Origin of the sequence: Vreelandella neptunia (genome assembly GCF_034479615.1) — a bacterium.
GTDB classification, from domain to species: Bacteria; Pseudomonadota; Gammaproteobacteria; order Pseudomonadales; family Halomonadaceae; genus Vreelandella; species Vreelandella neptunia.
The window spans coordinates 4,902,796-4,916,087 of the sequence record NZ_CP140255.1 but is presented as its reverse complement, the minus strand read 5'-3'; the positions used below and the strand labels follow the sequence as shown (position 1 = coordinate 4,916,087).

Here is a 13,292-nt window from a genome sequence, read left to right as displayed (position 1 = left end):
TAAAGAGCTGTTTCGCTGTTAGGTTGCTGTGAAAGCAACCGAGCTGCCGTTGACTTGGCTTGCCTCAGCGAGGAAGGCGTATTCTACGCATTTCCTGGTGTTTGTCAAGGGCGTTGTTTTCGATGCAAACCTGACCACATCCAAAACCGCTGGCTTTCGTAAAAGCACTAACTACCTGACAAACCGAAGCTTTGCTTTTACACTTCATTCACCGCTGGTAACGCTTGGCGTCCCCGGCAGCGGATGCGTACTTTACGGTTTCGTTGCCGAGTTGGCAAGCGGTTTTGTAGAAAAATTACAGATTGGTCGCCATGAGCGAATGAAAGCCCTTCGGCACTACCCTTATTGGCGGTTACACTAGCGCTATCTACCACTTTACTGAGGTCCGTCATGAGCCACCACCTGCTAACTGTCGACTCATTAAACCGCGAAAGCGTTGATCATTTACTGCGTGTGGCTGCACGCATGGAGCCAATCGCTCAGCGGCGCCAGGTGACACGCGTGTTGGAAGGGGCGGTACTCGGCAACCTGTTTTTTGAAGCCAGCACCCGTACGCGGGTAAGCTTCAATGCTGCCTTTTGCCGTTTAGGTGGCAGCGTTTGCGACACCACGGGCTTCACCTTCTCCTCTATGGCGAAGGGGGAGTCACTATATGACACCAGCCGCGTAATGAGTGGCTACTGCGACGCCATTGTAATGCGCCACCCCGACCAGGGCTCGGTGGCTGAGTTTGCTGCGGCGACGAATGTGCCGGTGATTAATGGCGGTGACGGCCCCGGTGAGCACCCCAGCCAAGCGCTACTTGACCTTTATACGATTGATAAAGAGTTCCAGCGCCTGGGCAAATCACTGACCGGTGCGCATATTTTACTCACCGGCGACTTGAAGTACGGCCGCACCGTACATTCACTGATTAAGCTTTTATCCCTCTATGATCCGCTGCGCATTACCCTGGTGTCGCCGCCGGGCCTTGAGATGCCTTCCAAACTGATTGACTTAGTAGCCTCTCGCGGCCACCGCATTGAGCAGCGCGATTCACTCGCTAGTGGTTTTGCCGATTTAGATGTGGTGTACACCACGCGGATACAGAAGGAGCGCTTTACCGACGAGATGAATGAGAGCTTTCAGGGGCTCTCTGACGACTTTATGGTTAACCGCGATTTTCTCGATCACCGCTGCAGCCAAAGCACCATTGTGATGCACCCGCTGCCCAGGGATAGCCGCCCCGGCGCGAATGATTTAAATGTCGATCTTAACGGCGACCCGCGTCTGGCGATTTTCCGCCAAACCGATAACGGCATCCCCATGCGAATGGCGATTTTCGCGACACTGCTCCAAGTCGATGAGCTAATCGAAAAAGAGCTACGCCCCGTGCGCTGGTACGTACCCACCCAAACGGGCACGTTGGATCGATAAAGCGCAAAAGTTTAAGGGTAGGAATTTCAAGACAGGAATTATAAAGAGAGGCGTCCGCCAGGTAAGCCTTCCTGGTGGGCGAACCAGCCCTCAAGAATAAGAATGGCCGCGATGCCATCGACACTGTCTTGACGATAGTTGCCTTTATGGCCCGCCTCACGAGCGATTAGCTTGGCTTCCCGCGTGGTGCCACGCTCATCGACCATTTCACACGGTTTACCAAAACGACCATGCAAACGATTTCCGAACTTGCGAGCGCGGGTGCTCATATCTGACTCGCTGCCGTCCATATTAAGCGGCAGCCCCACCACTAACAGATCCGGCTGCCACTCGTTAAGCAGCCGTGACACGACATTCCAATCGGGAATCCCATCCCTTGCCGTCAGCGGAGTGAGCTCGCGTGCACTGCGCAGCAGCTCGTTGCCCACCGCCACACCGATACGCCGAGTGCCGTAGTCAAAGGCCAGGATTAACCGCTGCCCCGCTTCGGCCATCAGGCGTGCCCCGCGTCTCGGGTCATCAGGTTAAGATCAATACCCAGTAAGCCAGCCGCCGCGGTTAAGCGCTCAACGGGTGGTGTGTTGAAGAGCACGCTGCTCTCGGCTTCAACCGTTAGCCAGCTGTTCTCCTTCAGTTCCTCTTCCAACTGCCCAACTTCCCAGCCCGCGCAGCCTAAGCAGACTAAAAAGTGCTCTGGCCCTTCGCCAGCGGCAAAGGCCTGAAGGATATCCAGCGAGGTGGTCAGCGCAATGCCATCCTCCACCTGAATACTCGAGTCCCACTGCTGGCTATCGCCAACATGCAGAATGAAGCCACGGTCTTTATGCATCGGCCCGCCGTAATAAACCGGCGCGTTACGGTGTGGACTCGCTTCACCGCCTAATTCCAGCTGATCAAACAGCGCCTCAAGCGTGATCTCTAACGGTCGGTTAGTGATCACCCCCATGCAGCCGTTGTTATCGTGATCGCAAAGATAGATCAGACTACCGGCAAAATTAGGATCTTCTAAATGCGGCATAGCCATTAGAAAGTGATGTTTCAAACTTTGCATGCGTCTCCCACTGCCTGCTGGCATCCCAGCAGGCATAGCGTAATAAGTGTCATTATAAGAGTGAAGCCGTGCTTAGGCTAAGCGGCGCTCAATGGCATCCAGCAGTAAACCGGCAATATTAGTGCCCCGCTGATCATCAATTTCACGCACACAGGTGGGGCTGGTAACGTTGATTTCAGTAATATAGTCACCGATGACATCGAGGCCGACAAACATTAAGCCTTTATCACGAATCATGGGCTGTACCTGCTGAATTAGCCAGCGATCACGATCAGTGAGCTCGCGACTCACGCCCCGCCCACCGGCAGCTAGATTGCCACGAGTCTCGCCCGCAGAGGGTATACGCGCCAGTCCAAAAGGAACGGGTTCACCATCGACCAACAGAATACGCGTATCGCCATTCTTAATTTCCGGCAGGTAGCGCTGGGCCATAATTTGCCGCTGCCCGCGCAAGGTAAGCTGCTCAATGACCGCGCCGATATTTCGGCCTTCCGGGCCAATATGAAAAATGCCGGTGCCGCCCATGCCATCCAGCGGCTTGAAGATGACATCGCCGTGCTCCGCATGGAAAGCGCGCAGTACATCGTCGCGGCTGGCCACAAGCGTCGGCGCGCAGCACTGAGGGAACTGTTGCGCAAACAGCTTTTCATTACACTGCAACAGCGCTGCCGTGGGGTTAACCACCAGCACACCTTCACGCTCAGCAAAGCCCAGCAAATGTACAGCGTTAGTAAAGTCAGCGTCGACGGGCGGATCTTTACGCATCAACACCACATCCAGCTCAACCAGTGGACGCGCAGAGGGCTCGCCCAGGTCGTACCAGTGGTTCGGATCACGATGCACTGTTAACGGCCGCATACGTGCGTAGGCTTGCCCTGCATTCAAGAAAAGATCCTCCTGCTCCATATAGTGCAGGGTGTAGCCGCGATCCTGGGCGGCCCATAGCATGGCCATGGTGGTGTCTTTCTTGTAAGCGATGTCGCTGATGGGATCCATCACAACGCCGAGCTGCAGATTTGATTGGCTCATCGGGGGCACTATCCAAACATGAACAATAGAGGCCCAGTATGCCGCACTGCCCGCTAGGCTCCAACTGCCCTAGCTCACTACTCGCTGAGCGCACCAGGTACTAAGCGAATAGCGTCAGGCTCCAGGGTGATTAACTGCTGCTTATAAAGCCGTCCAATGGCCTGTTTATAGGCGCTTTTACTTACCCCTAAGCGTGCTTTAACTTCATGGGCAGGGCTTTTATCCCCCAGCGCCAAATAGCCGCCGCTTTCACGCAATGCCTGCAGTATCTTATCGCCCACCACATCTAAACGAGCAGCACCTGGCGGTAGCAGCGAGATATTCAGGCGACCATCTTCACGACGCTGCTTCACGTAGCCCTTGACTGATTGACCACGGCGCAATGGCTGAGTGACGTCGTCCTGATAAATAAGCCCCCAGTAACGGTGATTCACCACCACCTTCATACCCAGATCAGTACGCTCCGCCACCACGACGGCGACTTCGTCACCCTTTTCCATGGCCCAGGCTTCATCGGTCAAAAAACGATCCAGCTTCATCGACGCCACTGGCCGCCCCTGATCGTCGCTATACAGCATGACCAGTACCCGTTTACCGGGATCAGGGCGGAACTGCTGCTCACTAAACGGCAGCAACACATCTTTCGGCTGCCCCCATTGTAGAAACGCGCCGATGTTATTGACGGCCGTGACCGTTAGGTACGCCACCTCTCCCAACTGGGCGGCTGCATCGCTGGCGGATCGGGGGGATGAGTGTGACTCACGCACCATGGGTGTCGTCCTTAAAGAAATAGATAAACATTATTGTGCCTAAGATAGATAAGGCAAAGCGCGGCAGGATAAGAGTGAAAAAAAACAGCCACGCTTGATGATAGATGGCTTTCACTAATAGTAAGTACTTACAAATCTCCAAAGTAGTGCTGCAGCAGCGAAAGTGCCACAACAGGAGCCGTCTCCGTACGCAGAACCCGTGGGCCGAGTGTCAGTGGCGTAAAGTCAGCGGTTTGGGCAGCGGCGATATCGCTCTCGCTCAAACCGCCTTCCGGGCCGATAAGCAGCGCTACCGACGCCGGGCGGTCTTGGCGATCGAACGCATTGCCGGTCGCTAGATGCAGCATCAAGCGCAGCGGCTCTTGGCGCTCTTCAAGCCATGATGATAGCGCCATAGGCGGATGCACTTGGGGCACCACCGCACGACCACTCTGCTCGCAGGCGCTAGCAGCCACTGCCTGCCAGTGGGCGAGCTTTTTATCTTCGCGGTCGCCCTTTAAGCGAACGTCACCGCGCTCGGTATACAGCGGAGTAATCGCCGCAACGCCCAACTCGACGGCCTTCTGAATGGCGTAATCCATTCGGTCGCCTTTAGAGATGGCCTGGCCTAAATGGACAGACAGTGGCGATTCACCACTACCCGACCATACAGCTTCGACCCGCGCTAGCGTCTGCTTGCGGCTAACGTCTGCCAAACGCACCCCCGCCTCGAGACCTTGGCCGTCAAATAGCACCAGCGGCGCGCCTTCACCCATGCGCAATACGCGGGTGATATGGCGCGCCGGGCCGTCAGGCAGTACGACGTCACTGCCTGCTACGAAAGCAGCAGGCACATAGAGTCGTGGCATTTTGCCATGCCGAGCATACCAATCAGCGGCATGCGTTTCTGACGACATCGCTTAGTGGGTATTCTCTTCTGCTTTCTGAGCCTGCTGTGCTTCGCGCTGCTTACGCTGGGCGTACATCGCTTCGAAGTTAACCGGTGCCAGCATCAGCGGCGGGAAACCACCACGGTTGACCAGGTTATCCACGCACTCGCGGGCATAGGGGAACAGCAGGTTAGGGCAGAAGGCACCTAGAGTCTGATCCAACTGCGCACCTTCAATACCGGCAATACGGAAAAGGCCTGCCTGCTCCACTTCCGCTAGGAAAGAGGTGGTACCGGTTTCGTTGTCGTTCACCTGGGCAGTGACTTTGACCACCACTTCATACTGGTCATCAGCAATTTTAGTGCTGGTTGTATTAAGATCCAGGTTCACCTTGGGTTTGAACGCCTGCTTGAACACCGAGGGCGAATTGGGCGCTTCAAAGGAAATATCTTTTACATAAATACGCTGCAGCGAGAATTTGAGCTGCGGTTTTTCGTCTGCCGCGGCGCCCGCCTGCGGTGTGTTGTTATCTTCCGCCATGAGAAAACTCCTGATTGTTGATTAAATAAAGGTAGTGTTGGTTACTTTTTAACCACCGGAAGGCCGTCGCCTTGCCACTGCGCCATACCGCCTCTCAACTTGTAAGCGCGCTCAAAGCCTGCTTTGGTGAGCTTGGCCTGTGCGGCACCAGAACTCTGACCGTGCTTGCATACCACGATGATCGGCTGGGCTTTCACTTTATCCAGTTCGCTCATGCGGCTATCGAGGTTGCTCTGCGGGATGTTGCGCGCCCCCGCGATATGCCCGGCTTTGAAGTCTTTATTTTCACGGATATCCAGCACCACCGCGTCTTCGCGGTTGATAAGCTGAGTGGCCTGCGAGGCGGTCAGAGCATTTGTGGAGGCGCTGCGCGTTTCATAAATAATCCACGCTATCAGCACCAGCAAAAATGCCCCAACTAGCAGGGGGTGGTTCTGTACGAATTCGAACACCTGATCGATCATCGCGAACACAATCTCTTGGTCTATGCAGAAAAAAGCGGCCTAACCGCTGCCAAAACGCGACAAGTATACACGTCAGATAGCTTCCCGCGCAGGCCAGGAGGCTGTCCGGCTTGGCCGATCGTCGCGAGAAGCACGGATTTTGATCCAAATTTATCGATCGATTGAGGCGAATAGCGCGCTATTTAACGAAATCGATCGACTAAAGTTGGCCAAAATACCGGGATTCGCAGTAGATCAGTGTTAAGCCGGACAGCCTCCTAAATCATGACGCCTGGCAGTTGCCTGCGTTATGATGCCCCAAGCGTGCGCCTGTCGCGACCCCGAATTTTCGAGTCGTTCGGCTTGCCAATCTTAACGAGGTTTTTTATGGATACTTCTCGCACCCCGCGCCCCGTGGCGCTGATTATTCTCGACGGCTACGGCCACAACCCCGAGAGCGACCATAATGCGGTGGCCGCTGCCCATACGCCGACGATGGATAAACTGTGGGAAACCCGCCCTCACGCCTTCGTTCATACCGATGGCCTTAACGTGGGGCTACCCGATGGCCAGATGGGCAACTCTGAAGTCGGCCATATGAATATTGGTGCCGGGCGTATCGTTTATCAGGACTTCACCCGTATCAGCAAGGCGATTGAAGACGGCGACCTGGATGTTAATGACAACCTCACCCAGCCAATTGACGAAGCTGTCGCCAATGGTCGGCCGGTACACTTAATTGGCCTACTCTCCCCCGGCGGAGTCCACAGCCATGAAGACCACTTTATTGCCATGGCCGAACTCGCGGCACGCCGTGGGGCCCAGCGTATTTTTATTCATGCATTCCTCGATGGTCGCGACATGCCACCGCAGAGTGCGTTAGCCTCGATAGAGCGCGCCAATGCTCGCCTGGCCGAGCTGGTGGGCGCTGATAACGGCTTTGTCGGCTCAATTATTGGCCGGTTCTACGCCATGGATCGCGACAACCGCTGGGAGCGGGTTGAGCAAGCCTACCGCCTGCTCACCGAGGGCCAAGCGGAGTACTACGCCACCAGCGCTGAAACTGCGCTCCGTGACGCCTACCAGCGCGGTGAAACCGACGAATTCGTATCGGCTAGCAGCATACCGCTCAAAGATGGTTCCAAAGAAAATGCCATCACCCTGCAGGATGGCGATGCAGCAATTTTCCTTAACTTCCGCTCCGACCGCGCCCGGGAGCTGACCCGCGCCTTTGCCGAGCCGGATTTCAACGGCTTCGAGCGCCGGGTATGTCCCAAGCTTGCCGGTAAAGGACTGGTGATGATGACCCAGTACGCCGCTGACATTCCTGCGCCTGCCGCCTTCCCGCCATCAGATCTCAATGACACCCTGGGGGAAGTCGTCGCCAAGCGTGGCATGAAACAGCTGCGTATTGCCGAAACAGAGAAGTACCCCCACGTGACGTTCTTCTTTTCAGGCGGCAATGAAGCCGAGTACGAAGGCGAGGAGCGAATCCTGGTGCCCTCACCGCGAGATGTGCGCACCTATGACGAAAAGCCTGAAATGAGCGCCTTTGAGATTACCGATAAGCTTGTCGACGCTATCGATGGCGGCAGCTTTGACCTGATCGTTTGCAACTACGCTAACGGCGATATGGTCGGCCACACCGGCGACTTCAATGCAGCGGTAAAAGCCATTGAGACCGTCGATACCTGCGTGGGTCGTGTCGTTGAAGCCATCGAGCGTGCAGGCGGCGCCTGCTTAATTACCGCCGACCACGGTAATGCCGAACAGATGGTTCATCCCGAAACCGGCGCACCGCAAACCGCCCACACCACCTTTGTGGTACCGCTTATCTACGTCGGCGAACGTGCGGCCTCGCTTGAAGAGGGCAAACTATGCGACCTGGCCCCCACGCTGTTGACCATGATGGATCAGAAGCAGCCCGAGGCGATGACGGGTAAACCACTGATCCATTATAAGTAATGTCTAATCGGCGCTATTTGGCAATAACTCTCCTGCTGGCGCTAAGTTATGCGCCAGCAGGCTTCGCCCAACAGGATGAAAATGCGGCGCGCCGGCAATTGGATGCGATTGGCCAAGAGATCGAGTCCGTTGCCCAACGCCTCAGCGCCACTGGCGAGGCCCGCGATAACGCCGAACGCGAGCTCAAGGAAGTCGAAACCAAACTTGCCGAGACTCATCAGCGCTTAGACACGCTACAAGCTGAGCGCCGCCAGTTGAATGATGAAACGACCCAGCTCCGTCAACATCGTGACCGACTCGAGAGCGAGCGTGCTGATCAATATGCCGCCTTAGGCCAGCAGCTCTCAGCGCTTTACCGCCTTGGCCCAACGCCGCAGCTCAAACTGCTGCTTAACCAGGGCGACCCGTCCGAGCTTGATCGTATGCAGGCGTATATGAATCGGCTAACTGAAGCACGCAATCGACGCTTAAATGCTATCGCCCGCCTTGATACGGCGCTCGCCGATACCCAAAAGGAGCTAAGCGAGCGACAGGCCCGCCTCGATACGCTGGCCGATGAGCTAGAAGAGCAAAGCGCGCTGTTAGCCCAACGCACCACCGAACGGCGAGGCGTTGTTTCCAACCTGGATGACCGCTACGGCAGTGAAGAGGAGCGGCTGGCCGACCTCAATCAGAGCCGCGAAGAGGCCGAGAGGGTACTCCGTAATATCCAGGCGGAGATGGCAAAACTTGCTGAACCCACGCCTACTACGCATATTGTAAGCACCCAAGGTGATTTGCCTTGGCCGGTACAGGGTTCAATCAGCAGCAATTTTCACCATCGCGACGGCGTGCACTATAACGGTATTGTGATTCAGGCCAGCGCTGGCACCCCGGTCACTGCCGTACACACTGGCCGAGTGGTATTCGCTGACTGGATGCGCGGGTTTGGTAACTTGTTGATTATCGACCACGGTGACCAGATCATGACGCTGCATGCTCACCTGCAACAGTTTAGCGTCAGGCCTGGTCAGCAGGTCAGTCGCGGTGATGAAATTGGTCGCGTAGGTGATAGCGGTGGTCAAACCCGCGCGGCGCTCTACTTCGAAGTTCGCCGCGGGGGTGAACCAATTAATCCACAGCGTTGGATTGCGCGTCGCTGACGGGATAAGCTGCATGACTATTGATGTCTCAATGTTCATTTTCAACTAAACATTTTCCACGACAGGGTGCGCGCTATGGCGCCACCTATCGCCCTGCGGAGTCTGCATGACGCTATCAGTTACCGGGGTATCAGCCCCCGCCAAGCGCTTCTTGGCTACCCTGCTCCCGATTGCTTTACTGTCGGCCCCGCTACCGCTGCTCGCCCAACCAGCTGGTAGTGGTGCGGGGGATGAGCCATCCTACGAACTACCCCTGGAAGATATTCAGACCTTCGCCGAGGTGTTCGAGCGCATTAAGCGTGCCTACGTTGAGGAGGTCGATGACAGCACGCTGCTACGCAACGCTATGCGCGGCATGCTAAGCGAGCTAGACCCCCACTCCGCCTACTTGGATGAGGAGGAGTACCAGAGCCTGCGCGAGTCGACTCAGGGCGAATTTGGCGGCATCGGTATCGAGGTGGGCACCGAGAATGGGCAGCTCATGGTGATTACGCCTATCGATGACACACCCGCTTCCCGCGCGGGGCTACTTTCTCGCGATATTATCGTCGCCATTGATGGCACACCCACCGACAGCATGTCGCTGCAAGAGGCCGTCACCCTGATGCGCGGCGAGCCGGGCACCGATCTACGCATTAGCGTGCTGCGTTCAGGCGAAGATTCACCGCGAGAATTTACCTTGACCCGCGAGGTTATTCGCAGCGAAAGCGTTAAACATGAGCTGCTCGAGCCCGGTTATGGCTACCTGCGTGTTAGCCAGTTCCAGTCGCGTACCCCGGAACAGGCGCGCGATGCGCTTGAGCTTATGGCTCACGAGCAGCCTTTAGAAGGGTTGATACTCGATTTACGTAATAACCCCGGTGGGGTGCTACAGGCCGCCGTCGGCATTGCCGACCTGTTCCTGGATGAGGGCTTGATCGTGTACACCGAGGGGCGCCTTTCGGATACCGAAATGTCGTTCTCCGCCTCACCCACCACGCCCGCTGCCGATGTGCCGCTGGTCGTGTTGATCAATGGCGGCAGTGCGTCAGCGGCGGAAATCGTCGCCGGGGCGCTGCAGGATCAGCGGCGTGGCGTGATTATGGGCACCGATAGTTTTGGTAAAGGTTCAGTGCAGCAGATTATGCCACTCGGTAATGGCGAAGGACTCAAACTCACCACGGCGCTCTACTACACTCCCAACGGACGCTCCATTCAGGCCCAAGGTATTGAGCCCGATGTGGACGTCGTGCGCGGTCGTTTGGAAGTCGCCGAGAGCCGTCGTGAAATTCGTGAAGCCGATCTCGAGGGCCACCTAAGCGCTCAGCAGGCGCCAAGGGATCGCCAGGAAATGGCCGAGCGGCTACTCAATGATTACCAGCTCAGCGAAGCGCTTAATCTGCTTAAAGCACTCAATGTAGTCGACCGTCAGCGGCGTTAACGACGCCTGATTTAACGACAGCTAAGCGGCAGGCGGCCGCGCTCCCCGGTCGCCTGCCGCATCAATACCCGCTTTAGCGGCACCAACTGGTTCATGCCGCTCATTCCCAGGTTACGCGCCAGCGTCAACGCCGGATCGTGGCTGCCGAACAGCACTTTAAACCCCTTCATCAGCCCCAGCATGGCGCTGTTATCAAAGCGCCGCCGGCGCTCATAGCGCCTCAAAGTACTTAACTCTCCCCAGGGCGCACCGCGCTGCCAAGCATGCACCACCTCTTCTGCCAAGACCGCCGCATCCATAAGGCCTAAATTGACGCCCTGGCCCGCCAGCGGATGAATGCTGTGGGCAGCGTCTCCCACCAGTGCGAAATGCGGCTGCACATAGTGACGGGCATGGCGCTGCACTAACGGAAACCGGTGGGCCTTATCGCAGACCGTTACCTCACCTAGGCGATGGCCAAACGCCCTCTCGAGCGCCTCCCCAAGCGCTTGGCGGGGCAATTCACTAAGCTCAGCGGCGTGCTCCGGCGTGGTCGACCATACGATGGAGCAGTAATGGTCATTCCCTTCCACGGTTAAAGGCAGAAATGCCAGTGGGCGACCGTCAATAAACGCTTGCCGAGCAGCGCCACCATGGGACTTGGCGCACATAACGGTGGTCACCACAGCCTCCTGCTGCATATCGTCGCTGGCCACCTCGATACCGGCCATTTCGCGTAGCACCGAGTGGGCACCATCTGCGGCGATGATTAACGGCGCATGTAGCTGTCGCCCATCGTCAAGTATCAGCCAGTCGCCACTTGAGGCTGGCTTTGAAGTAGGTGAGCTTGTGCGCTGCAACGCCTGTAGGCGAGCGCCAAAAAATGGGGTGACATTGGGATGGCCAACGACCTGGCTATTGAGCGCGGCCAGCGTGACCGCGTTCTCAACAATATGGCCCAGCACCGCGACACCCGCCTCGTCGGCAGAAAAGGCAATTTCACCACTGCCTTCGGCATCCCATACCTGCATACCTTGGTAGGGAGTCACTCGGGATTTCTGCATTGCAGGCCAAGCGCCCAAATGGGTTAGCAAACGCTGAGAGACCGGCGTTAACGCGCTTACCCGCGGCGCTGGCAGCTGGCTAGTGGCATGTTCAAGGCTTAACGGCGCGGGCTTTGCTTCCACAAGCGCTACCTGCATGCCCGCCTGGGCTAACAGCGCGCAGAGCGCAGTACCGACCATGCCTCCGCCAACAATAATCGCTTCAAAGCTTTCCACCGACGGCTTCGCAATAGAAGAGTCCGTATGCATAGCGTTCCCTTGTTCATATTCATAGCCTAGGATGTATAAGCTTAACGTTCTAAGCCCATGGCGCGTCGAGCCAGCCCTCGCCGCAGGGGCCCAACCAGATTCAAGCCGATTAACCCCGCGGCCCGGGCATGGGGCAACAGCGGGAAGGAGAGCCCGAATAGCCGCACCAGGCCGTCGCTAAAGCGAATCACATTGGCGCGGTCTCGGGAGCGCTGCTTCTCAAAGGCTTGCAGCGTACTCATATCGCCCAACGGCCGCTTGGCCTGCTCGCCCTGCTCCAGCGCTTCGACCAGATCCATTACCCCACGCAGGGCCAAGTTGAACCCCTGCCCCGCGACCGGGTGCAAAGCGTGGGCAGCGTTACCCAATACCGCCAGCCCTGGGCGCACCGGTTCTTCAGCGGTGACCAGTGAAAGCGGATAGGCGTGTCGGGTGCCTACGCGGGTAAAGCGACCCACCCGGTCGCCAAAAGCACGCTGAAGTTGCAGCAGAAATTCACGCTCGGGGAGCGCCATACGCGCTGTTTCGCTGCCGCTGGGGTGCGTCCAGATTAACTCCATGGCCTGGCCGGGCAGTGGCAACAGCGCCATTGGCCCTTGGGAGGTAAAGCGCTCGTAAGCAACCCCTAGGTGGGGCTGGCTTACCCCTACGTGTGCGATCAGCGCCGTCTGCTGGTAAGACTCATGGCGGCTGCCAATACCAAGCTGCTCTTTCAGCCCAGAACGCCCTCCATCTGCCAATACCGTTAGCCCTGCCGTTAGCTGGCTACCGTCTGAGAGCTGCAGATCATGACCGTTCGCTACGGGGGTAAGTTGCTCAACCTTCGCCGGGCAGTGCCACTCCAGCGGCAGTTGAGCAAGCCGTTGGTGTAGCACACGGCCCATCCACGCATTGGGGATTACATGGCCCAACGCTGCAACGCCCAGCTCGTCAGCGCTCAGCCGTGTCGCTCCTAAGCGGCCTCGCTCACTGATATGAATGCGTTTGATAGGCGTGGCCTCACCGCGCATCGCTTCCCACACGCCCAACTGCTGAAAGCGCTGGGCTGAACCCTCCGCGATCGCGCTGGCCCGGGCATCAAAACTGGGCTGCCAGGTAGTTTGCTGCGACTGAACAGCCATCGGTGCCGACTCAATGATCGCCACACGCCAGCCATGGCGCTCAATCAGCGGTGCCAGGGCGCAACCTAAACTGGCGCCTACCAGGCCCCCTCCCACAATCACGATGTCATGCGTCAGCGCTCCCTTAACCGCCTGATTAGACTGCTGCATTGGCTTCTCCCGACCACGACGCCACTTCATAAAGAGGCACTAATAATTTCGTAACGTAAATTACATAAAGGCCATTGCAAACAT

General features: G+C 57.1%; 14 protein-coding genes. 5 read left to right on the top strand and 9 right to left on the bottom strand.

Annotated elements, in window-relative coordinates:
* Nucleotides 1-28: 28 nt before the first annotated feature.
* Together SR894_RS22750 and SR894_RS22745 are read left to right on the top strand one after the other, a co-directional pair.
* Complete coding sequence (locus SR894_RS22750) at nt 29-361, top strand: hypothetical protein (RefSeq protein WP_322535478.1); 333 nt, start codon at nt 29-31, stop codon at nt 359-361.
* A 29-nt stretch (nt 362-390) separates the two neighbouring features.
* A complete protein-coding gene (locus SR894_RS22745; RefSeq protein ID WP_223289098.1) occupies nt 391-1,416 on the top strand; it encodes an aspartate carbamoyltransferase in 1,026 nt (341 codons plus the stop codon).
* A gap of 38 nt (nt 1,417-1,454) precedes the next feature.
* Here the strand turns inward: SR894_RS22745 and ruvX are convergent, their stop codons facing one another.
* From ruvX to SR894_RS22710, 7 genes are all read right to left on the bottom strand, one after another.
* The gene (gene ruvX, locus SR894_RS22740) at nt 1,455-1,910 is read right to left on the bottom strand and encodes a Holliday junction resolvase RuvX (protein ID WP_022520995.1); all 456 of its coding nucleotides are present in this window, start codon (nt 1,908-1,910) and stop codon (nt 1,455-1,457) included.
* A complete protein-coding gene (locus SR894_RS22735; protein ID WP_133733094.1) occupies nt 1,910-2,467 on the bottom strand; it encodes a YqgE/AlgH family protein in 558 nt (185 codons plus the stop codon). Before SR894_RS22735 ends, ruvX begins: the two co-directional genes overlap by 1 nt.
* 72 nt (nt 2,468-2,539) lie before the next feature.
* Nucleotides 2,540-3,496, bottom strand: coding sequence for a glutathione synthase (gshB, locus tag SR894_RS22730; protein ID WP_223289097.1), 957 nt, complete (start codon nt 3,494-3,496; stop codon nt 2,540-2,542).
* A gap of 77 nt (nt 3,497-3,573) precedes the next feature.
* Nucleotides 3,574-4,266 carry a CvfB family protein gene (locus SR894_RS22725; protein WP_223289096.1) on the bottom strand — a complete coding sequence of 231 codons (693 nt, stop codon included), beginning with the start codon at nt 4,264-4,266 and terminating at the stop codon, nt 3,574-3,576.
* Between the two features lie 128 nt (nt 4,267-4,394).
* Nucleotides 4,395-5,162: a 16S rRNA (uracil(1498)-N(3))-methyltransferase gene (locus tag SR894_RS22720; protein WP_223289095.1), complete on the bottom strand. Its 768-nt coding sequence runs from the start codon at nt 5,160-5,162 to the stop codon at nt 4,395-4,397.
* A 3-nt stretch (nt 5,163-5,165) separates the two neighbouring features.
* On the bottom strand, nt 5,166-5,675 hold the full coding sequence (secB, locus tag SR894_RS22715) for a protein-export chaperone SecB (RefSeq protein WP_133733098.1): 510 nt from the start codon (nt 5,673-5,675) through the stop codon (nt 5,166-5,168).
* Nucleotides 5,676-5,716: 41 nt separating this feature from the next.
* Nucleotides 5,717-6,139 carry a rhodanese-like domain-containing protein gene (locus tag SR894_RS22710; protein ID WP_022521003.1) on the bottom strand — a complete coding sequence of 141 codons (423 nt, stop codon included), beginning with the start codon at nt 6,137-6,139 and terminating at the stop codon, nt 5,717-5,719.
* A 366-nt stretch (nt 6,140-6,505) separates the two neighbouring features.
* Between SR894_RS22710 and gpmI the strand changes: the two genes are divergently transcribed.
* The 3 genes from gpmI to SR894_RS22695 all read left to right on the top strand — a co-directional run bounded on the left by gpmI (nt 6,506) and on the right by SR894_RS22695 (nt 10,645).
* The gene (gene gpmI, locus SR894_RS22705) at nt 6,506-8,083 is read left to right on the top strand and encodes a 2,3-bisphosphoglycerate-independent phosphoglycerate mutase (protein WP_223289094.1); all 1,578 of its coding nucleotides are present in this window, start codon (nt 6,506-6,508) and stop codon (nt 8,081-8,083) included.
* Nucleotides 8,083-9,225, top strand: coding sequence for a murein hydrolase activator EnvC family protein (locus tag SR894_RS22700; protein ID WP_133733101.1), 1,143 nt, complete (start codon nt 8,083-8,085; stop codon nt 9,223-9,225). Before gpmI ends, SR894_RS22700 begins: the two co-directional genes overlap by 1 nt.
* A 106-nt stretch (nt 9,226-9,331) precedes the next feature.
* A complete protein-coding gene (locus SR894_RS22695; protein ID WP_223289093.1) occupies nt 9,332-10,645 on the top strand; it encodes a S41 family peptidase in 1,314 nt (437 codons plus the stop codon).
* 11 nt (nt 10,646-10,656) lie between these two features.
* On the opposite strand, the gene SR894_RS22690 is transcribed toward SR894_RS22695, so the two are convergent.
* Together SR894_RS22690 and ubiH are read right to left on the bottom strand one after the other, a co-directional pair.
* Nucleotides 10,657-11,937, bottom strand: coding sequence for a UbiH/UbiF/VisC/COQ6 family ubiquinone biosynthesis hydroxylase (locus tag SR894_RS22690; protein WP_223289092.1), 1,281 nt, complete (start codon nt 11,935-11,937; stop codon nt 10,657-10,659).
* 41 nt (nt 11,938-11,978) lie between these two features.
* Nucleotides 11,979-13,208: a 2-octaprenyl-6-methoxyphenyl hydroxylase gene (gene ubiH, locus SR894_RS22685; RefSeq protein ID WP_223289091.1), complete on the bottom strand. Its 1,230-nt coding sequence runs from the start codon at nt 13,206-13,208 to the stop codon at nt 11,979-11,981.
* Between the last annotated feature and the right edge of the window lie 84 nt (nt 13,209-13,292).